Below are 20130 nucleotides of genomic sequence, written 5' to 3'. Positions count from 1 at the left end.
GTCGCTCCGCATTACCAAGGTGTGGGGGGGGAGCGTTGGCCACCTGCGGTGTCACCCCAGGCTTGTTGCAATAGCCGACGCAATGCAGTGGATTCCTGCGCTTTTTCTTTTGCCTGGGCGCGCTGTGAAAACCACGCATTACGGCATTGACGTGCGAAATGCCAAATTTGCTCGAGCAGATTATCGAGTTTGGCTATTAGCCAGCCATGGTGTTTGCGGTAGTAGAGTAAAGTGCTGCGCATTCGCCATAAGGAAAGCTGGCTGCCATGGCGATTAAAATGTTCCCCTGCCACGCGGCGCGAGGAGACGCCGCCAATGTGCACTGCTTGCCACTGAGGCTGATACCAAATTTGATAGCCTGCTCGCTTTAAGCGGCGACATAAGTCGACTTCTTCGTAATACAGGAAAAATCGCTCGTCAAAATGCCCGACTTGGCGCAGCGCTTGATGCCGAATTATGGCAAAGGCTCCGGGCACCCAATCGACTTGTGCCGCCTCCGCTGGGTTGGCCCAGGTTCGGTCAAATCGGCCAAAAAATCGATTGTTTGCAAATTTTGCCGCTAATCCACTGATAGCGAGAAAATCATTGAGTAGTGACGGAAAACAGCGGGCAGAAGGTTGATTGTGGCCTTCTTCATCTAATAATTGCCCGCCGGCCAAACCGATTTGGGCATGTTCATCCATCCACGCGACAGCCTCCGCCAGTGATTCGGCCGCTGGCCGAGCATCTGGATTAATCAGGGCGATATAGCGCCCTCTGACATGTGCAAAAGCTAAATTGTTTCCGGCGGCAAATCCAAGGTTGACGGGGCTTGCAATCAAGGTGATATCGGGGAAGTTTTGCGCTACAAGTTCTGCGCAGCCATCGTTGCTGGCGTTGTCGACGACATATGTTTCGTACCGTAGCGCACCGCAAGCGGCTTGAATGCTGCATAGACACGATGTGATCTCGGGTGCGTTGTTGTAGCTGACCACAATGACGCTTAAATCAAAGACTGGGGCGGGTTTCATAATGGGCGACTCCTTTCAGCTTGACGTTCCGAACGTAACCATGGGCTATTAAGGGTGCTGCTGCGCAAAATAGCAGGCAGTTGAATCAGTTTCCAAATTAGGTAGCGAGGTAGGCTCAACAGTGCCGTGCTACGTTCACCAGCGGGTAATTCGGACAGCGCAAAACCTGCGTGAGCGATTAAAATTAACAATCCGATTACGCCCATCAGACTGGTCCAGCTATTGCCTAAGCAGGCGATGAGTAATAACAAAGCGTGCAGGTTTAAAGGCAAAAGCATTAATTCTTGCAACGCTGACCAAGCCTGATGTTGGCCTTGTGTGATTTGCTTGAGTAAGGGAAGGCAATGTTGGCGCAGCATGGCAATTCGGCCGCCTTCCCAGCGGACGCGTTGAGTTTTTTCGCCGCTACCACTTGGCATCTCGCCGTGGACGGCGACTTCTTCCAGCCAGCTAATTTTTAAGCCCGCAGCTTGGAGCGCCAATTGATATTCAAAATCTTCTACGATTGAACCCGCGCGATAGGGCACTTGATTTAAGGTGCTTGCCGATAATGCAAAGCCATTGCCCAGTAGGCTCACGCTCTCGCCCAGCTTGGCCCGGCCGCGCTGGCGGTTAATATTAAATGCTTGTAATGCCCAATGCTTTAGCGTTGCGCGTGGGTCGTCAGCTGCGCAATCGGGGGTGTAACGAGCTTGGATGGCGGCGGGATCTTCACTGATTTTCTGGCGTAATTTAAATAAAAAATCGTCATCTAAGCTGCTGTCCGCATCCACGATTAAATACCAGGCGGTATCAGGGTAGGTCTGAAAGGCATAAGCCAAAGCATGGCCCTTGCCGCGAGCGGTTTCATTGTGGCGTTCCAGAACGATCGCCCCCAAATCACGAGCAATCTGCGCGGTGAGATCGGTGCAATTATCTGCTATGACCACGACGACACTGTTGCCATCTTGTTTGGATTGCGCCATTAAGGGGGGGAGTGTGCGCGGAATGGTCGCCGCTTCATTGTGTGCCGGCACTAAAATTAAAATTGCTTCGTTTGAAGAGGGGCCTTGTACAGATGGCATAGGGTGACGAGCAGCCCAAGTCCATCTTGCCAGCGCCCAACTGCCAGGCAGGGTGTAGATGGCCGCGGCCATACTGGCCAAGCCTAGGGTCGATTGGAGTGTTTCAATGAGCATGATGCGCTCCTTCGCCAAAGAAAGCCTGTAGGCGCGCGGCACGCAGCGCGCTACTTTCCGGTTCGAGTACATGCTGGCGTTTGGCGAATTCCTCCGCCCAGGGCATATCGGTATTGGCTTTTTGGGTGCGCGCTATCCATTCAGATAAAGTACACAGTACTTTGGCGGGAACGCCTCCAACCACAGTATTGGGCGGCACATCACGAGTGACCACCGAATTGGCGGCCACAATGGCGTTGGGGCCAATCGTGACGCCCGGCAGCACGATGGCTTGATGGCCTATAAAGACATTGTCACGAATATCAATCTTGCCCACGTGATCTAAATTGAGCCCAAAGGCTTGATTGACCATATTGACCGAGCCGTCATGACCAAACAGCGTGCAGCCACTGAGGTGAACGTTATTGCCCAGCTTGACGTAGGCCGGATCAGTGATCGTCACATTCATATTGATGGCGCAGTGCTCACCGATGGCTTGAAACCCGCCCCAGCGCTTGAGAAATTGTGCCCATTCCAGACCAAATGGGCGACATAGCCTACGGTATAGCCCGACAAGCCTTTTATGATCATGTGCTTGTTGATATACCACTTGACGTATAGCGTGCATGGCAAAGTTAAGCATGATGTGGCTCCCGATTAAATGCACTGAAGCACTGCGCTAGTTGATCTAGGTTGCGCTCCAAGTGATATGCGTGCTTGATTTTGGCCTGAGCGGCTAGGGCTAGGCTGCGTGCGAAATCGGGCTGAAAAAGCAGTGTCTTGATCGCTTGCGCCAGGGCGTGACTGTCACCGGCATGAATCAGCAAGCCTTCTTTTTCGTGCTCGATTAATTCAGCAATGCCCGTGATCCGACTGCTAATACACGGCACGCCACTGGCCATCGCTTCCATCAGCACCACTGGAATGCCTTCAGCAAAGCTAGGTAAAACAAATACCTTGGCTTGACGATAAAGTTGGCGGGTAGCTTCGCTGCTTAAGGGGCCGGTTAGGCATACCTGTTCAGCAACGCCTAATTGCGCAGCGAGTTGCTCTAGCTCGGCTTGATCTGCGCCGCCACCAGCTAAGGTCAATTGTGGGCGCAGCCCTTCGCGAGCCAACTCAGCCAGCGCCTGAAGCAAGACGCGTTGCCCTTTCGCGGGTACTAGCCTGCCAACACAAAGCAGGGTGTTTTCTGCTGGCAAAGTGACAGCACCAGCTTGGTATTCGGGATTAATGCCCAAGCGAACCACCTGCATTTTGGCCCAGTCTGCGACGCTCGAAATCAGCATCAACTGGCTGCGAGCAAATTGACTGATACAAATAATCAAATCGGCATGGCTAATTTTGGCCTGCAACTGCTGACCACGCACATCATAAAATTCATCTGGGCCGTGAATGGTGAAACTGAGTTGGCAATGACTCAGGGTTTTGCACAGTACGCCAACTAAGGCTGCTTCATTGCCAAAATGAACATGCAGATGGTCCAAATCGCGTGCTTTGAGCCAGCGAGCTAGCAATAAGGCCTCAATGAAATAGGCCATAGCTAGACCATGGCCTCGCCAGCCCGGTTTAGCTAAGCGCCAACTTTGAGCGAGGGCGCGCCATGTACGTGATTTGAATTGAAAGATGGCGAGTAGTAAATCCAAACCCAGCTGCAAACGAGGCCAGTTTTTGATGACCAGTGTGTTGTGTTGTTCGATTTGCTCGTTTGCGGGCAAACTCTCAAGTGCGCGAGTATCAGGGTTGACGCTGGCCGTGTGGATTTCAAAGCCGCGAGCGCGCAGGCCAAGAATTTCGCGCAAGATAAAGACATGCGATGCCGCTGGATATTGACTAACCAGATAAGCGATCCGGTGCTGGGTGGGCATGATGTACTCCTTGCGCAAGCTATGCGTTTATTTAAGCCCTGCGTGCGGATTAACTTGTGTCGAGATTGCAAAATCATTTTGAATTCGGCGCGATAAATACGATTTCATTCGATATAAAAAGGCGACCGCACAGGGTCGCCTTCATTTGAATACAGCAAATTATCTCCTCCAGCTTTCCACCTGTTTTGTTTATAAAGTTAAAGCAATTTGGCCAGTTTGATTAAGTTGAATAATTTGGGTGTTGGTATGCGTGCCGTCATTGATGATCGCGAGCACGCTGGTTTGTTGGCCGGGCAAGGATACTTGCCAAGTGGCGAGACCATTGGCATCCGTCATGACACTATCAATCAACGACACAGGCACGGGCTCGGTCGGTGTTGATGTCACATCAGTTGGTGCTGTGCTCGCATGGGGGTCGCTGGTGCTGTAAGTAAATAATTTAATCACCACCCCGGCAGCCACGCTGTTATCGGCGTACTTCACCGCCATGGGGATGCTTTTTGTGGCGCTTAATTGCCAATTCATATTTGCGGCCACTTTGACCTCGCTGAGCGAGTTGTAGCTTGTGGCCGTCGTTGGGCTGGGGCTGGCTGTGGGCGCCGCGGTCGGTGCGGGCGCAGGGCTGCCGCCACCGCCACCACCGCAGGCGGTCAGCAGCAACAAAGTACAGGTGCTCGCAATTGAAGCATGAGTTAGGTTCGACATGATCTGCTCCTTTTATTGGCCGAGGTACAGTAGGCTGCGGACTAAATTATTAAAGTACCAGTCGGTATTGCTGCTGCCGCCTGAGCTGGCCCATGCACTGATGCCCGGGTGACTGAGCACTATGTCGGTTTTCTCTTTGGGGTAGTCCCATTCGCTGGGAATATCGAGTGCCCATGGCAAGCGATTGGCATCCATATAGGTGTAAGTTGTACCCACGACGCTGCGATCGCTAACGGTGCCAAAAAACGCTGTGTTTGCTTTTGCCGTTGGTGCTTTACCGGGTAGATGGGTTTCTTGCCCGCGATTGTCGGTGCGGAAAATAAATGGGTTATAAGGTGAGGTAAATAAACTACTGGCCAGTGGCGTCGTGAAATTGACGCTCATATGAAAGGTTGTGCCGGGGAGGCGTGGGCAGCCGATTTCGGTATTAAAAAAGCCGCAGCCAGACTTAGTTTGCATTGCATACGGCAGAATGTCGTTATACAGCAGCAAAACCGCGTCGCTCTGGCCGCTTTCGGGGCTGACTGCTTGCGCCGTGGCCTGATTAATTTGAAGACTCGCACTGCTGATTTTATTGGCCGCAACCCCTGGTAAGTGAACGCCAAATCCAGTTGAAAGTACGCCGCCGTGAGCGTCTAAGCGATAATCCATTTCAAGCCCAACCACTTGCCGTGAGGCATTCATGATTTCCCGTGTGCGATAGCGCATCACCAAATCATTTAGGTCAAAATCGCCTTTAGCGGGCCAACTGTCTTCGTAGGCCAAGGTGCCCCAGCCATTCTGGCTTGGATACCAATGGCTAAAAGCTTTGCTGGCGTCGTTTGGAAATTCATCGAGTGAATCTTTAACGCCATCGCCATCGGTATCGGGGTCAGTGTTGGACACCAAAGTGCTGATCGTATCAATATTGCTGATTGATACTTTGGGGGTGACATGAATGGCCAGTACGACATCATTAAAATCATTGTCGCCACCGACTTCGCGATTGATGTCTTCAAAGCCGATTACGAGGCGCTGATAGCTCGGCCCGCTATTGCTCAGATCTTTCAGGATGAGGGTGTGCGTATTCAAATTGCGCGCGTCAGAGGCCTCTGGATTGAGCTGGCGTAGCGTGTAAAAAATCGCTTTCGGGTCGGCATAATCTTTAACCCCAGGTACGCGAACACCATTGACTGTGCGGCCCGTGCTTGACCAGCCATTGGCAACAATCATAAAGCCTAAAGACTGGCCTGGCTGAAATGTGCCCAGATAGACCGTGTTGCCCGTTGTTGTCGCCGCAGTTAAGGGCGAAGGCATCGAGGCATTCGGCAGGATCATTTTTTCTTGCACTTGAGCGCGGGTTTGGGGTGGATTAGCCGTGTCATAGCTGAAATAACCCACCGAATTCAAATATCCCGCACCTTCAGTCAAAAAAGTCACCCAGACTTCTGCGGTTTGACTGAAATGGATATTGGTTTTGTCATCCGAATCGGGCATGAGGCCCTGCGGATTAAGGCGAATGTCTTTGCCTTCGGGTAGGGTGTAATTGACTTTGCTCACCAAATCGCTGGGCAGGCTGGGTAATGTGTTGGGAATGGTGGTGGTAAATTCGGTGATGGTGGGCTTGCCGCTGCTATTGAAAAACTGACCAGAGATGGGGGTACCGTAGTAAGACCAAGGGATTACATTGTTTACGACGGTATACCCGGCAAGTAATTGTGTTCCCATCAATAAAATGAGTTTGTGATGTCGTTTCATCATGCACCTCCTTAGCGCGTTAAATCATTATTGCGAAAGCAGGCGAGTCAATTGTGGCGCAACTGTAAAACTATAATTTATTAGCTCATCACATGGCGAAATGACGTAGTTGTGCTTGGCTTCTGCGTAGTATTTTTCACCAGTACCGGAGCGTGTTGTCGTTGCAGATAGGCTTCGGCCCACCCGATGATGAAGAAAAAAGCCGGCATGGGTTGCTCACCCAAATACACCGTGCCAAGCGAGACAAAAACCATCGCAATAATGCCGGCAAAGGTAAAGGGTAAAGAAGCTGGGCCGGCTGGCTCATTTAAACCGCGTTTAATCAAACGCGTAGTCATCCAAGCCATGACAAACAATAAAATCGTGAGCGCCACGATGCCATGCATTAAGGCGAGCAGCAGGTAGTAGTTGTCAATGGACTCCATGCCGCCGACTTTGGGCCAAGTGTTGCGTCCCCAGCCAAATGTCGCGTGTTCCAGCGCAATCGCTTGGTATTTATCCATGAGCTCTTTGCGATAAAAGGCAGATTCCTGTGATTGCGTCATCACCGTGCCAGGCTTGATGTCGAGGTACGCATCCAGCGTTAGCTGGCCGATGACGCCGCCCACCACGAAAATCGCCAGCACCCATTTCAGGCGTTTGGAGCGGTCAGTCGCGTGCGACACCCAGAGTAAAATGCCGCCAACGACGCTGCCGAGCCAAGGTCCTCGCGCAATCGTCATGATCATGCCGAGCAATAACAGGCCATTCACCCACTGTGTTTTACTGCCGGGAAGACGAAAGTGACGGATTTTATCTTCCCAGCAAGCACCCCATTGTAGCCAGCGAGCAAGCCGCCAAGCCATGGCCAGCATAATGCCCGCCAAAATGGCATGCGAATATGGGCCTGCAATCCGAGCGACCCCATAGCGAAATGTCGTAACCCAGCCATCACCTTGGCCGGGAAAAAATGGACCCAGCAATAAATGCCATAAATTGATGCCAAAGCGAAATTGATACACCGATAGGGCCGAGACAATCACGCAGCAAATCACAAAGACGCGAGCACAAGCAATATCGTCATTGAGTGAGCGTAAACACCAACGTGCACATAAATACGGTGCAAGTACCGAGGCCAGCATCGCAAACATCAAGTTTTGCGCCTCGGCATAGCCGGTGTTGCTGTATTCCGAATAAGCCACGCAACTGGCAAAGCCGATGACCAATAAATCGGTCAAAGAAGGCTGCCAATTTTGTCTTTGCGTCCAGATCGCAGCCAAAAACACCGGCAGTATCGCCGCCTGATTAAAACTGGGGTCGGGCAAACCAGGAGTCATGGCGTGATAACAGTCGGGAAGAAGCAATAAGATTGGTAAATAGCCACGAATCAGTGCCTCACGCGTATCGCGCTGCATCAGCAGGTAGATGGTAAAAAGTGGCGCAAGGTAGATGATAAATTGCATGCTCATCACTCCTCTTTGGCGATCAGCAGGCTTTGAGGGGGGAGCACTATGCTGGCTTGATTTTGGGCGCAATTGACTTTGCCGCGGCGTATCAAACGCGTGCTTTCTAATTCATGGTTGGCGCTTTGGCTGCCATCCAATAAGGCCCAAGTGATGGCTTTGCTGGCGCATGGCAAATTCATCGTGTGGGCTGTCTCAGCCGCGTTAACTATGGCAAAACGCATGCGAGCGGCATCTTTAAACAAGATCGCAGAGATTTGACTGCAGGCGGCCAGCTCCCCATTGCAACGCAGACTATGGGCCTGGCCGCCCGCGATTTCATTGAGCATGGCCAAAGCCACCCCTGTAGGGCGGAAACGATTGGCTTGTGCCAGATCGCGTGTAATACCAAATAAGGCGATATCACCGAGATTTTTATCTAATTTGACGCTAAACCCTGCCAAGCTATACACCGCCTGTTCGCGTAAGCCTGCCAAGCTCGCGTCAATGAGTTGCCGTGCGAGGGCAACACCGGAAATGGCATTTTTTAAAATCGAATTGCGCAAGGCGGCAGGTGCATTGCCCAGGGTGCTATGAAAATTGATTTCATAAATGGCTAATTGTTTGTTTTTGGCTTTGCTCAATTGTTGTTGCTTGAGCAAAAGGGGCAACTGGCTGCTTAAAGCACGCTGGCGCAGGGTTTTCTCATTGTCATTGCCGCTGATTTCATACAGAAAATAAGGTGCGACGGCGACGCGATCGGCTTGAGTACTATTAACGATGGCGCCAGGGCTGTCGCCCCATAAAAAAGGTGCATTCACCACGGTAATAAGCTGACGGCCGCTGCCAAATCCGCGTTTGGCCGCCGCCAAAGCGCTATCTGCGACCTGCTGGTGCTGCTTCACATCGCTGAGGCCGGCTGGGCGAAATAGGGCATTCCAGTTTTCATTGCCAAACTCGAGTACCACTTCGCGCAACTGAGCTTTGTCTGCTTCAATTCGCAAACGTTGGCCAAAGCTAAACCACTCGCTACTCGATAAAGTGGGCGGGCCAATGACCCAAGGCTGGGCTTGTACTTGGGTGCACAGGGCAAATAGATCAGGAATGCTATACGCAAAGAAACTTTCATTATCGCCGGGGCGATAACGAATGGGGTGACGTTCAAATTCGCCTATAAATCGGTTGCTGACATTGTCGCCCAGTTGGCCTTGCCAGTCGCGCAAATAGCCGGGGCGAAGCGTTTTAACTGTATCCACCACTGCGCGGCGAAAACCGCCGGGCAAGGGGTCTTTCTCGCCCAAATACACCTCATCTAGCCAGATTTCACCATCACCCTCGGCTTGAAATGTCAGCGAGAGCGGGGCTGCAACAGTGGAAAGCCCCTCTAGCCCTTTCCAGGTCAAATTGACGCTCTGCCACTCGCTCTTGGGCTCGATATTTTCTTGCACAAAGGCGGGCATTTTATCGCGGGCAAAACGCACGCTCAGCTTGGCGCCACTGCGTTCGCTGCGTACCTTAAAACGCAGTTGCCATTCACCGTTGATTGGCAGTAAACGCCCAGCTTCGCCGCCTAAAGTGTCAAAGTAGCTCGCCAATTGCGCCGGGTAATTGGCGCTCGGTTGTAGTCGCGCGGCATAGGCAGAAGCCGCATAGGGCACAAGATTGACGCGGCCATTGCTCCACCATTGCGGGATGGCTTGGGTTGAGCTTATTTTTTCAACGCTAAGCGCATCGCCCATGATTAAGGCGGGCAGCGCTTTATCCAGCCAAAAATAACCGTTTTCTTGCCCTTTACGGCGATAGTCCCGTATCCGGCCCTGTTCGCCAGCCTGCTCGCCACTGAGTACTTGATAATTGCCACCGGTCCAAAACCCGTCGCTGCGGCCAACCCAACTGTCTTTGTCTTTAATCTGCCAACCTTCTTTTTGCTCTACGATGACGATGCTGCGATCAAGCAGCGGCATAAAGCCGGGATTACGGACAATATTGGCGCGCAGTTGCTCAGCACCCCAGTAAGAAGGCCCACCTAAATTGAGGCCGTAACGCGGCACGTTCTGCGCATCAATGAGACGCTCGGAGGTCAGGTTTAGATTGGCAGCGATGCAATAGCTGGGGGGTATGATGCTCAATGCCAATAAAATTAAGATTTTTAGCATGATTCCCCCGTAGCGTATTTAGCTTATTTTATGCGTGCAGGGTGCGGGCATTGTGGCAAGAAGGTAAAACTTCGTTCAGTTGCATCTGCTCGTACAGTTGCTCGGCCAGATCCATTTTGTATTCCCAATCAAAGCCCATCGGGTGCGGTTGATGCAGTAGTTTTGCTGCTGCAGCGCCACGTTGGGCCCAACGCTCGGGGTTTTGATGGCAGTCGAGTAAGCAGTGATAGAGCGCTTCGATTAACTCGCTTGGGCTATTTGCGTCGAGTAATACCCCGGTGTCGGGGGTGACTAACTCGGCTGGGCCGCCAAAACGGTAGGCAATCACTGGGCGGGCGCAGGCCATGGCTTCTAAAATCACCGCTCCGCCTGACTCGCGCACCGAAGGCAGGCAAAATACATGGCATTGCCGCATCAAGTCAGGGATCTGAGCGAGGGGTAAATTGCCTGTGAAATGACAAAATTGCGCGATCCCCAGCGCCACACTAAGCGCCTGCCAATCCAAGCGTTTTCCGCCTTCACCCACCAAGGTCAGCTCAATTGGATAACCTTGCTTTATCAGTCGTGCTGCGGCTTGTAGTAGGAAATTCACCCCTTTGACGGGAAGCATGCGACCCACAAAGAGAATATTCAATGGCTCGGTGGGCCGGCGATGAGGAACTAGGCTGGGCGTGAAGTTCAGATGGTCGATGCCATTTTCCAGCATCGGCATTTGTTGCTGTTGCTTGGGTATCGCTGAGCGGGTCGCCGCTGTGGCGGTGAGCGTGATTTGTCGCTGACTGGTTTTTTCAAGGCGTGCCGCAATCCATTGCCCTAGTTTGCGCCCCTGATTCAGCCATTGCGATTCTTGTTGTAATACATCACCAAACCCCGCTGGATTGCCAAGACCACAATTGAGTGGCCCTCGCACCAATGGTAGCCCCAAGTTATGCAGGCGGGTGCCAGCCGCTGAGCTAACTGGCGTTGGAACATGGACTACACCCCAATGCTGCCCCTGTGCTTGTCGTTGCCGAGCACGGCGTAAGGCTAGAAAATCAAATAAATAATAGTCGAGCGAGCTGAGTAGGAAAATGGCATGTTCTTTGCCGGGAAAAAGCCGCGAAGCGGTGCGATAAAGAGGGCCCGCCAGCCATTCGGTATCGATGTATTCAATGTGACTGTCAGGCAGCGGTGCGCCTGCTGTTTCCAGTGCCGCCCGATTGCGGCTATGTGTAATCAGCGTAATCGGGCGTCGCTTGGCCATCCGTTGATACCATTCCCAGCCAATTTGTGACACCGAGCCCATGTTTGGGCCGCATTGATAGGCAACCATCAGCAGCGAGCTTTTCATGATGGACTCCTTTCGGCGGTTTTGAGTGGTTTGGCGGGCACGCCTGCTACGGTGGCGCCCGCCGCTACATCGCGGGTGACGACGGCATTGGCTGCAATGGTGGCGCCATCGCCGATGCGTACGCCCGGCAAAATGATTGCGCCGCGACCGATCCAGACTTCTTTGCCGATAATGATCGGTGCTTTGCTAAAGCCTGCGTGACGTAAAGATAGCTTGGGGTCGCGCTGATGATTTGCGTCGCGCACACTGCTGTATTCGCCCAGCATCGAGCCAGCTCCGATTTCTATTTTGCAATGAGAAACCAAATGCACGCCGCGTGAAATAACGACTTGATCGCCGAGGGTGATGTGCCCCGTTTCCTGGGTTTCGAGATAGAGCCCCGGATAAATATATGCGCCTTCGCCAAAATGAATTTCCCGCGTGCCATGCAGCTCGACCTGCCCGAGAATGATATTGCTGCTCGATAAAGGAATACGGCTGGCGAGTGCCAACCACGCACAGCCCCGCTGACAGCGATCAAGTCCATCGAGTAATAGCCCTAGCCAAGGCGTACAGAAGAAAGAAAGTAACGCTTTCATTTTTTGGCTTCCTTATAGTTGCCAAAACTCGCCGGTTTTTGCGCCGATTGATCTCGGTAATATCGGTAGATACCGACGCTAATCGGTATTTGTGCGAACCAACTATGTAGCCCATACATCAGCAATGTAGGAAGGTGCGCACTACGCCAGCGTGCGCGCCAACTGCTGCGTAAGGCCAGTGCAGCCAGCAAGCTAACCGCGGCCAGCGCCAGCCAAGCGTGCATCAATACGCCGGCTGCGAGCAGAGTCAGTAAGGCGATTAAAATGGCGCTTTGCCTTAAGTTATGCCTCACCTCGTTGGCCCAAAAGCTTCTACTGCTGGCGCTGACGGCTGCATAGGCATAGCCTGCGCGGCTAGTGCGTTGCCAATATTGAGTAAATTGGGTGATCGCCAGATCATGCCGGGTCATCGGCGTATCAAGGTGCAATATTCGCCAGCCATTTTGACGCAAGCGATGACACATTTCAGGCTCTTCACCTGCTAGCAGCAGTGGATTAAAACCATTCACTTCGCTTAGCGCTGCACGACGAAATAAGGCATCACCACCGCAAAACTCGGTTTCTCCAGGCCGATAGCGCCAATCCAAATCGAGTACCTGCACATAGATCGATTGCTCAGGTGCTCGCTCAACGCGATGCCCCCACACGCAAGCCAAAGTGGACTGGTGTTTGAGTTGCTGCAAGGCAATCAATAAAAAGTCGGGGTCCAGCTCGGTGTCGCCGTCCAAAAACATCACCCAATGGCCTTGAGCGTGCATTAAGCCTGTATTGCGCGCCGCCGCCGCGCCACGGGTATGGGCTGAAAAAATCTGGTCTGCAATCGTTTGTGCCCGCGCGATGCTATCGTCGCTAGAAAATGAATCGACATAAATTAATTCAATTGGCTGATAGGTGCTGGCGCGGACGGACTGCAGACATCGACTAAGGCGCGCACCTTCGTTATGTCCGATCACCACGACGCTGATTAAGGAGTTGGTATTCATAGACCACCTCCGTTAATGCCGCAAAGTTGGGCGTAATCCGCAATCCGGGCGGAGGCAGAAAATCGTTGCTTCAATTGATCGTGAGCGGCGGCCACTATTTGATTGAGCTTGCTCGCGGGTAGCTGCGCAATTCGGGTGATTTGCCAGGCTAAATCGGCACTATCCCCGGCTCGGTAATGAAAGCCTGTTACCCCGTTTTGCACTAAAGCGGCTGCGCCACCTTGGTCGGGAACGAGGACGGGTACTCCTGCATCCATGGCCTCTAAAATAGCCAAGCCAAATGGCTCGTTATCGCAGGTATGTATGTATAAGTCACATCCCAAAAGGATTTGAGACGGATACTCTACAAAGCCTAGCCATTTTATTTGCGGCAAATGAGCGCTTTTTGCTTGGAGCTCTTCACTTTGCCAACCCGTGCCGCAAATAAGTAATTCAGGTAATGCGCTGTGCATTTCCCACGCTGTGATTGCCACGCCCACCTGCTTGATGGGGTCAATGCGAGTCATCATGCAAATACGGCCAATGCCTGAGTGCGTAAATGCCGCACGTTGGTCTTGGTGCGAAATTAGAAAATTCTCAATGGTGGTGATGTGCCGTGGCTTGCAGCCGTGGGCGAGCAGGCGCGATTTTACAAATGCAGAAACGGCCACCAGCTCAATACCTAAGCACTGCAGCCAGTGTTTACGCCCGTAGCTTAATGTTTCATCGGTGCCGCCATGCACGACATGGATTTGCGCTGGCCATTTGCCACGCAATAGTGAAAGTAGACTCACGATCAAAGCTTGGCTCACACCTGTCGTGCAAATACTGAGCTCATTTCGGCCTAAATAGCGCCACAGCTGACTGGCGAGTTGGCGTTTATTGTTAAAACTGAGACAGGTAGTTTGTTGCTCGGCGGCGAGTTGTTGCACTGGCCCCGTAGGGGCAAACAAGACTGTTTCAGCATAGGGGCTCAATTGGGCCAGCGTTGCCAGCGCCATTCTTTCTGTGCCATAGCGCTGGCCACTGTGCAGAATATACAAAAGGGTTTTCATTGGATTTTCCCCGTCGTTGTTATATTCATTACAGCTGATTGTTGGCGGCAATCATGTCCGGATTGCAAAATGATGTTTGTTTTGTTGCAACGATAGTGCGAGATGACGCAGCTTGCTCCAGCTTAAATATTGCGGCACGGCTGCACCGTATAAATCGGTCAGCCAATCTTGTTCGGCACGACTTAATCCTTGGGCTGGGAGCATTTCAGCTTGTAATTCAGATAAACGCAGCGCCCCAATACGCAGCGTTTTTCGATCAATGGTGTTATCCATTTTGCTCGGTAAGCTGGGTAAGCCAATCAGATGGCATTCGCCGCGAATGACTTTATGTAAACGGTCAGCGAGGTTTTGCCAGCGGGCGTGATCCAGCGAATTTTGCTGCCAGCCTAGCCAACTTAAGGCCAGTATGGCGTGTAGCCGCTCCATCAGATTGGGGCTGCTTACGGGGTGATTCATATCGTCGATCAGACATTCTTCCGCTTTAAAGCGCAGTATGGTGTTGTCGCGCACCAAGTGCAGTTGTCGGTTGCCCACCAAACAATGCGACAGACTCATTTGCGATGCGATATAGCTGTAGGGCTTTAATATGCTGTTGTGAACATCGACTTGCCGATCAAGTACGCAACCTTCGCCAATGATGACATGAGGGCCGATATGACTGCCTTTGCGGATTAGGCTGTTGCGACCGATTAAGACTGGACCTTCTAAAGTGACGCCTTTTTCACAAATCACGCCTGAAGCAAGCCAGACCCGATCTTGGGTTTCTTGGTAGTCGGGGATATAGGGAGGCGCTTTGCTCAGTAAGAGAGGTAAAGCGACATTGAGTTCATGCGCGTTGCGCAGGCTAAAGCCATCAAATATTTGATCGTACAGTGGTAGTGGCAGATCCGCTTTATCCATTGCCAGCTTGAGTCGTGTGGATTTGATGTAAGCCCATCCCGACCAGCAGCCATCTGCTAAGCGCCATTGGCATTGATGTGCTTCTGAAAGTATTGAATGAGGCAGGCAGCCGGGTGCCAGCAGCCAGATGTCTTCGGGTAGGGGGAGGGCGGCCAGTCGAGTCCGCGTTTGTAGGTGTTGCCCCGTCAAATAGTAGCGAATCTCAATACCCCAACGATCACCGTTGCCGAGTTGAGCGACAATCGCTGAATAGCCTTGATCGGCGAAAACATGGATTAACTGCACCCCTTGCTCGACTAAGCGGATGATGCTGAGCTCGAGTAGACTGTGGCCGACTAATGGCGCCAATAAAGTGCCGATGGGGTCATCGCCTTGCCAAAGTGTGTAATCGTTTAACACGACGGCCTGTTTACGCTGATCGGGTAGATTTGGTGTACGAACGCTGGGTGTTATGAGGCGCAGGCTAGCTTGCTGTCGCTGATATTTTTGTTTGAGTACCCGAGCGAGGAAGCTGAAATTACCCACTAAATATCGGCGCCACATCCGGGATGGCTCTTGTAGGAGTCGCCAGCACCATTCCAGACCCAGCTCACGCAGCCATACTGGCGCACGGGGAATCCGGCCGGATAGAAAATCAAACAACCCGCCCACGCCAATGGCCAGAGGAATACCGGTGGCATGTTGATGACGGGCAATCCAAACATCCTGTAGCGGTACGCCCATGGCGACGACCAATACATCAGCATTGCTCTGTTTGATGTCCTCAATCAAAAGCGGGGTATCTGCCGTAGAGCTATATCCATGATGCGTTCCAGCAATATGCAGCCCGGGGTATTTTTGCAGTAGGTGTCTTGCGACGGCTTCGGCGACGCCTTCCTTGCCCCCTAGCAAATACAAGCGTGCACCTGCTTGTTGCCATTGCTGACATAAAATCGGGAATAAATCGGTGCCATTGGTGTTTTCTTGTAATGGCGTACCCAGCAAGCGACTGGCTAGTAATACACCGCTACCATCGGGCAAAAGCAAATCGGCTGAATTTAATACGCCGCGATAGAGAGGGTCTTTGCTCGCGACATTAGCGCAATGCGGATTCACAAAAGCAATGCGGCGCAGATGACCTTGAGTACGCCAGCCTGCAATGTGTGACTCGATTTCAGCATGACGCAGATTGTCGAGCCACAAGCCAAGCAGCGGCCAGCGGTTTTCGAGCTGGTTGGGCTTTTTATGGCCAATCAGCAGGCTCCAGCCAAAGCGCATCAATAAGGCCAAATCAAAGCGCCAACTCCGCGATTGTGCATCATGCTGATCCCAATATTGCTCGTCATCCAGCGCCATCGCCATGCGTAAATGCAAGCGATAGCTCGATACCAGACCTGGATTGTCGCCCGAGACTGGGCCTATCCAGTGCTCTCTTGCACTGGCTATGCGATTCATGGTGTTGCGTGCCTGACGGCCAAAGCCAAGTTGGGCGGGCAGCCACAATAGGGCAGATAAAAATCCCGCCATTATTCTGGCCAGGGGGTGGGCAAAATGACGATAACTGACCGATGATAATGATTGCATGATTCCGCTCCTGATTAGTAAGCGCCATGGCCGCGAAAAACCGCAGGCAAGGTGAGCAGTAAAATACGCAGATCCAATGCAATATTGCGCTCGCGTATGTATTTCAGATCCAGTGCCAGCTGCCCATCAAAAGCGATATTAGAGCGGCCGCTGATTTGCCAGATGCACGTTAGCCCCGGCGTAATTTCAAGGCGCTGTCGGGCATGCAGCCCATACAGGCTGACTTCATTCGGGAGTGGCGGACGTGGGCCAACCAGCGTCATTTCGCCTTTGAGTACACACCAGAGTTGCGGTACTTCATCTAGACTAAAGCGACGAAGCCAGCGACCAATTCGGGTGATGCGTGGATCATTCCTAGATTTAAAGGTGCGCTGATCGGCATGCTGATTGAGGAGTCTGCTTTTGCATTGATCGGCGTCGATACGCATGCTGCGAAATTTAGGAAAGGCAAATAGCTGGCCGCGATAACCGACCCGCTGTTGCCAATATAAAATCGGGCCGCCGTCACTCAGCTTGATGCACAGCGCAAGGAGTAGCCACAGTGGCCAGCCCAAAACCAAGGCCAAGCTGGCCGCCAAAACATCCCACGTTCGTCGCACACCAAATTCGAAACTGTGTTTTAAGCGTAAATTGGCCCTAACCAGTAAAACCATCAGCCTGCGTCGTGCGGGGTTGCTGAATCGCTGCTCTAATTCACGCAAATTGGGGGTGTTGATTTTGGAGATCATTTTGTCTCTCCTCGATGAGGCTTGGTCTATGCTGACATTGAAGCACTGCCCCTCACGCCAATTGTGATCAACTTGTAAATTTGAGTCTTTGCATGCCTTTTCAGACATTTCCCTCGCCAGCATTAACAGTATTGGTCGTCGACGATATTGCGACGACACGCCTGATGTTGGCGGGTTTAGTGCGGAATATGGGTTATCAAGTGCAGATGGCCGCTGATGGTGAGCAGGCATTGGCGATGTTTAGCGCGCAGCAGCCCGATATGGTCTTGCTGGATCTACTCATGCCTGGGATAGATGGCTTTGCCGTAACGCGGCAAATTAAGGCGATGTCGGGTGTCAAATGGGTGCCCGTTGTGGTGCTCTCTGGGCTGGATGGTGAACAGCATCTATTGGCCGCGCTCGATGCGGGCGCCGATGACTTTTTGCATAAACCCGCGCAGCCGTCCATTTTGGCGAGCAAATTAAAAAATCTAGCTCGAGTCATTGAGCTGCAGCAACAGCACGCAGCCCTGCTTAATAAATCCTTAGCGATTAGTGAAAATAGCTTTGATGCGATTGTCGTGACGACGGATGAGGGCGAAATTCACGGTGTTAATTGCGCGGCAGAACGACTCATTCTGGCTGACCGCGATGTACTGCTTGGGCGTGCTGTGCGCGAGATTTTGCCCAATATTCAATTACAACTGGCGCCGACAGATTTGCAGCAAGGTCAGTTGCAACAAGTGGCGATTATGCCGCTACGGGGCGAGCCGATTCCGGTGGAAGTTGGGCTGACTTTCTTTTATGAAGGAGGGCAGCGCTTCTGGCTGCTGATTTTGCATGATATTCGCGAGCGTGAACGGGTTGACCGGCTCAAGCAGCAATTTATTGCCACATTGAGTCATGAGTTGCGAACTCCATTAACCTCGATTATTGGTTCTTTGAAAATGCTGCAGAGCCCACAATTTGCCGGGGTCGATCAGCGGGCAATGTCTTTGCTTGAAATGGCTGATCGCAATGCGGGTCGATTGCTGCATATGGTCAATGAGCTACTCGATTTGAATAAGGCCGCAGCTGGGGCTTTGCAGCTGGAGTTGCACCACTATAAATTGCATGAATTGCTAGAGGAAGTGCTGCAGTCCAATCAAGGTTATGCCGCCCAGCATGAGGTGCAATTGCGACTGGATGCTCAGTTTGAAACCGCACGTACTTTGTGTACCGATAAAATGCGCTTTCTGCAGATTATGGGTAATTTAATCTCAAATGCGTGCAAATATTCGCCACGCCAAAGCGAAGTGGTGATCAGTGTGCGAGTGAATACATTTGGGGTGCAGCTAGCGGTGCGAGATCAAGGTTGTGGGGTAGCGGCGCATTTTGTACCCAGCCTCTTCGAGCCTTTCACACAAGCGGATGCGAGTGACTCTAGGCTGCGTGGAGGGACGGGTTTGGGTTTGGCGATTACACGGCAGTTGTGTCAGGCCTTTGCAGGCTCAATTGAATATCAACCCGCACCAGGAGGGGGTAGTGAGTTTACCGTTTCACTGCCATGGGAGGTGCCACGATGAATGTATTGCAGCGTATAGTGGTGATTGAAGATGATGCAGATATTCGCCACTTGCTTTTGCTATGCCTGAGTACCTTGGGGGCTTTTGAAGTTAAGGAGTATCCACTGGCAAGCATTGCAATTAAAGATTTAGCTAAAGATACCCTGCCGCAAATGATTTTGTTGGATGTGATGATGCCCGAAATGAGTGGGCCGGAGTTTATTCCGCTACTGCGCAAAATTAAGGGTGGGGCCGATGTGTGTATTGTGATGCTCACTGCAAAAGTATCGCAGGATGAATTGGCCAGCTTGATGGCAACAGGTGCCGATTTTGTAGCGCAAAAACCGTTTGATCCCATGCTCTTGCCGCAATTACTGCAGCAATATTGGGAGGTGCACCATGGCGCAGTTTGATGAGGCTGCATTCGCTGCTGGTCTGCAAGACTTAAAGGTTAAATTTTATCATGGCCTGCCTGAGCGTATAGCGCTGATCTTGCGTGCCAATGCCAACTCGGTCTCGGGCTGGCACTATGATGCGCAAATGATGGATGAGGTCATGGATGAGTTGCATCGTCTTGCGGGGGCGGCCGGTTCTTTGGGTTTTGATGGGCTGGCAACGGCGGCGCGGTCCGTTGAGCTGCAACTCAAGCAATTACCCGTGGGCGAGCCGCTGCCAGATGATTGGTTTGCCCCATTGCAGCCATGGATTGAATCGGTCTAGGGCGTAACCATCTCAACACTTTCAAGGCGATAGCCATAGCCATACACCGAGGTGAGTTGCCATTTGAGTTGGCCATCGAGCGCTAGCTTTCGGCGCAGGCGGCTGATGTGGGTATCCACGGTGCGAGTGTCAATTTCCACTTGCAAACCCCAGATTTTCTCCAGTAAATTCATCCGAGAAAAGAGCTTGCCCGGGTGCTGAAATAAATACAGAGCCAGATCAAATTCTTTTTGCGTTAATTCAATTTCATTGCCCATTTTTCGAATCGCGCGTTGGCTAGTGTCGATTTCATAATCGCCAAGATGAAGTATTTGCGGCGCGATCGATTTAAAGCGCCGCCCCAATACGTCAATTCGAGCCAGAATTTCTAGCGGTTTAATGGGTTTAATCAAATAATCGTCGGCCCCCGCTTTGAGCGCGGCGACGACATTGCTCTCTTCTTCGACGGCGGTAGCAACCATAATGGGGATTTGCCAGCCGATATTTTCACGCACCCATTTAATAATCATGCCGCCCGAGTAATCAGGTAGATTCCAGTCCAGCAATAACAGGTCAAAATGGGTGCCTTTAAGCTCGTCAAAGAAGGCGAGGCTGGTATGAAACACGCGTGATTCGTGCCCACCGCTTGTTAAGGTTAGCGCCAGCATCTCGGCCTGAATCGGGTCGTCTTCAACGATGGCAATGAACATATTGATTAGGATAGTTGGCTATGAATAG

Annotated in this window: 18 protein-coding genes; 3 read left to right on the top strand and 15 right to left on the bottom strand. The window is 52.0% G+C overall.

Translation table 11 applies throughout. The annotated features are described in order from the left end of the window. Positions 1-11: 11 nt before the first annotated feature. From HQ393_RS05715 to HQ393_RS05650, 14 genes are all read right to left on the bottom strand, one after another. Positions 12-1010: a glycosyltransferase family 2 protein gene (locus tag HQ393_RS05715; protein WP_179357873.1), complete on the bottom strand. Its 999-nt coding sequence runs from the start codon at positions 1008-1010 to the stop codon at positions 12-14. Further along, on the bottom strand, positions 1007-2188 hold the full coding sequence (locus HQ393_RS05710; protein ID WP_179357872.1) for a glycosyltransferase family 2 protein: 1182 nt from the start codon (positions 2186-2188) through the stop codon (positions 1007-1009). The genes HQ393_RS05715 and HQ393_RS05710 overlap by 4 nt, the downstream gene beginning before the upstream one ends. Further along, complete coding sequence (locus tag HQ393_RS05705) at positions 2178-2810, bottom strand: acyltransferase (protein ID WP_246307964.1); 633 nt, start codon at positions 2808-2810, stop codon at positions 2178-2180. The genes HQ393_RS05710 and HQ393_RS05705 overlap by 11 nt, the downstream gene beginning before the upstream one ends. Then, positions 2803-4035 carry a glycosyltransferase family 4 protein gene (locus HQ393_RS05700; protein WP_179357871.1) on the bottom strand — a complete coding sequence of 411 codons (1233 nt, stop codon included), beginning with the start codon at positions 4033-4035 and terminating at the stop codon, positions 2803-2805. Before HQ393_RS05700 ends, HQ393_RS05705 begins: the two co-directional genes overlap by 8 nt. 189 nt (positions 4036-4224) lie before the next feature. Then, complete coding sequence (locus HQ393_RS05695; protein ID WP_179357870.1) at positions 4225-4740, bottom strand: hypothetical protein; 516 nt, start codon at positions 4738-4740, stop codon at positions 4225-4227. A gap of 12 nt (positions 4741-4752) precedes the next feature. Further along, on the bottom strand, positions 4753-6480 hold the full coding sequence (locus HQ393_RS05690) for an LruC domain-containing protein (RefSeq protein WP_179357869.1): 1728 nt from the start codon (positions 6478-6480) through the stop codon (positions 4753-4755). A 77-nt stretch (positions 6481-6557) separates the two neighbouring features. After that, complete coding sequence (locus HQ393_RS05685; RefSeq protein ID WP_179357868.1) at positions 6558-7919, bottom strand: O-antigen ligase family protein; 1362 nt, start codon at positions 7917-7919, stop codon at positions 6558-6560. A gap of 5 nt (positions 7920-7924) precedes the next feature. Next, the gene (locus tag HQ393_RS05680; RefSeq protein ID WP_179357867.1) at positions 7925-10054 is read right to left on the bottom strand and encodes a hypothetical protein; all 2130 of its coding nucleotides are present in this window, start codon (positions 10052-10054) and stop codon (positions 7925-7927) included. Positions 10055-10082: 28 nt separating this feature from the next. After that, positions 10083-11384 (bottom strand): glycosyltransferase, encoded by a 1302-nt coding sequence (locus HQ393_RS05675; protein ID WP_179357866.1) that lies wholly within the window; start codon positions 11382-11384, stop codon positions 10083-10085. Then, a complete protein-coding gene (locus HQ393_RS17900) occupies positions 11381-11962 on the bottom strand; it encodes an acyltransferase (RefSeq protein ID WP_179357865.1) in 582 nt (193 codons plus the stop codon). The genes HQ393_RS05675 and HQ393_RS17900 overlap by 4 nt, the downstream gene beginning before the upstream one ends. After that, positions 11959-12945, bottom strand: a complete 987-nt coding sequence (locus HQ393_RS05665; RefSeq protein WP_179357864.1) for a glycosyltransferase family 2 protein — start codon at positions 12943-12945, stop codon at positions 11959-11961. The genes HQ393_RS17900 and HQ393_RS05665 overlap by 4 nt, the downstream gene beginning before the upstream one ends. Then, positions 12942-13979: a glycosyltransferase family 4 protein gene (locus HQ393_RS05660; protein WP_179357863.1), complete on the bottom strand. Its 1038-nt coding sequence runs from the start codon at positions 13977-13979 to the stop codon at positions 12942-12944. The genes HQ393_RS05665 and HQ393_RS05660 overlap by 4 nt, the downstream gene beginning before the upstream one ends. 51 nt (positions 13980-14030) lie before the next feature. Beyond that, the gene (locus tag HQ393_RS05655) at positions 14031-16442 is read right to left on the bottom strand and encodes a WecB/TagA/CpsF family glycosyltransferase (RefSeq protein WP_179357862.1); all 2412 of its coding nucleotides are present in this window, start codon (positions 16440-16442) and stop codon (positions 14031-14033) included. Between the two features lie 14 nt (positions 16443-16456). Continuing rightward, positions 16457-17170, bottom strand: coding sequence for a sugar transferase (locus HQ393_RS05650; RefSeq protein ID WP_179357861.1), 714 nt, complete (start codon positions 17168-17170; stop codon positions 16457-16459). Between the two features lie 92 nt (positions 17171-17262). On the opposite strand from HQ393_RS05650, the gene HQ393_RS05645 reads away from it, so the two are divergent. The 3 genes from HQ393_RS05645 to HQ393_RS05635 are packed head-to-tail and all read left to right on the top strand — an operon-like array spanning position 17263 to position 19413. Next, positions 17263-18714 (top strand): ATP-binding response regulator, encoded by a 1452-nt coding sequence (locus tag HQ393_RS05645; RefSeq protein ID WP_179357860.1) that lies wholly within the window; start codon positions 17263-17265, stop codon positions 18712-18714. Then, positions 18711-19106, top strand: coding sequence for a response regulator transcription factor (locus HQ393_RS05640; protein WP_179357859.1), 396 nt, complete (start codon positions 18711-18713; stop codon positions 19104-19106). The genes HQ393_RS05645 and HQ393_RS05640 overlap by 4 nt, the downstream gene beginning before the upstream one ends. Continuing rightward, a complete protein-coding gene (locus tag HQ393_RS05635) occupies positions 19093-19413 on the top strand; it encodes an Hpt domain-containing protein (protein WP_179357858.1) in 321 nt (106 codons plus the stop codon). Before HQ393_RS05640 ends, HQ393_RS05635 begins: the two co-directional genes overlap by 14 nt. On the opposite strand, the gene HQ393_RS05630 is transcribed toward HQ393_RS05635, so the two are convergent. Further along, the gene (locus HQ393_RS05630; RefSeq protein ID WP_179357857.1) at positions 19410-20102 is read right to left on the bottom strand and encodes a response regulator transcription factor; all 693 of its coding nucleotides are present in this window, start codon (positions 20100-20102) and stop codon (positions 19410-19412) included. The genes HQ393_RS05635 and HQ393_RS05630 overlap by 4 nt on opposite strands. Positions 20103-20130: the final 28 nt, after the last annotated feature.

The organism is Chitinibacter bivalviorum, assembly GCF_013403565.1.
Taxonomy (GTDB): domain Bacteria; phylum Pseudomonadota; class Gammaproteobacteria; order Burkholderiales; family Chitinibacteraceae; genus Chitinibacter; species Chitinibacter bivalviorum.
Note: the sequence above shows the minus strand (reverse complement) of the source record. Positions and strands in the feature narration are given on the sequence as shown.

Excerpts from the sequence above, each read along its gene's own strand:
- HQ393_RS05715 (WP_179357873.1), bottom strand. The coding sequence starts at position 1,010 with ATGAAACCCGCCCCAGTCTTTGATTTAAGCGTCATTGTGGTCAGCTAC.
- HQ393_RS05710 (WP_179357872.1), bottom strand. The coding sequence starts at position 2,188 with ATGCTCATTGAAACACTCCAATCGACCCTAGGCTTGGCCAGTATGGCC.
- HQ393_RS05705 (WP_246307964.1), bottom strand. The coding sequence starts at position 2,810 with ATGCTTAACTTTGCCATGCACGCTATACGTCAAGTGGTATATCAACAA.
- HQ393_RS05700 (WP_179357871.1), bottom strand. The coding sequence starts at position 4,035 with ATGCCCACCCAGCACCGGATCGCTTATCTGGTTAGTCAATATCCAGCG.
- HQ393_RS05695 (WP_179357870.1), bottom strand. The coding sequence starts at position 4,740 with ATGTCGAACCTAACTCATGCTTCAATTGCGAGCACCTGTACTTTGTTG.
- HQ393_RS05690 (WP_179357869.1), bottom strand. The coding sequence starts at position 6,480 with ATGATGAAACGACATCACAAACTCATTTTATTGATGGGAACACAATTA.
- HQ393_RS05685 (WP_179357868.1), bottom strand. The coding sequence starts at position 7,919 with ATGCAATTTATCATCTACCTTGCGCCACTTTTTACCATCTACCTGCTG.
- HQ393_RS05680 (WP_179357867.1), bottom strand. The coding sequence starts at position 10,054 with ATGCTAAAAATCTTAATTTTATTGGCATTGAGCATCATACCCCCCAGC.
- HQ393_RS05675 (WP_179357866.1), bottom strand. The coding sequence starts at position 11,384 with ATGAAAAGCTCGCTGCTGATGGTTGCCTATCAATGCGGCCCAAACATG.
- HQ393_RS17900 (WP_179357865.1), bottom strand. The coding sequence starts at position 11,962 with ATGAAAGCGTTACTTTCTTTCTTCTGTACGCCTTGGCTAGGGCTATTA.
- HQ393_RS05665 (WP_179357864.1), bottom strand. The coding sequence starts at position 12,945 with ATGAATACCAACTCCTTAATCAGCGTCGTGGTGATCGGACATAACGAA.
- HQ393_RS05660 (WP_179357863.1), bottom strand. The coding sequence starts at position 13,979 with ATGAAAACCCTTTTGTATATTCTGCACAGTGGCCAGCGCTATGGCACA.
- HQ393_RS05655 (WP_179357862.1), bottom strand. The coding sequence starts at position 16,442 with ATGCAATCATTATCATCGGTCAGTTATCGTCATTTTGCCCACCCCCTG.
- HQ393_RS05650 (WP_179357861.1), bottom strand. The coding sequence starts at position 17,170 with ATGATCTCCAAAATCAACACCCCCAATTTGCGTGAATTAGAGCAGCGA.
- HQ393_RS05645 (WP_179357860.1), top strand. The coding sequence starts at position 17,263 with ATGCCTTTTCAGACATTTCCCTCGCCAGCATTAACAGTATTGGTCGTC.
- HQ393_RS05640 (WP_179357859.1), top strand. The coding sequence starts at position 18,711 with ATGAATGTATTGCAGCGTATAGTGGTGATTGAAGATGATGCAGATATT.
- HQ393_RS05635 (WP_179357858.1), top strand. The coding sequence starts at position 19,093 with ATGGCGCAGTTTGATGAGGCTGCATTCGCTGCTGGTCTGCAAGACTTA.
- HQ393_RS05630 (WP_179357857.1), bottom strand. The coding sequence starts at position 20,102 with ATGTTCATTGCCATCGTTGAAGACGACCCGATTCAGGCCGAGATGCTG.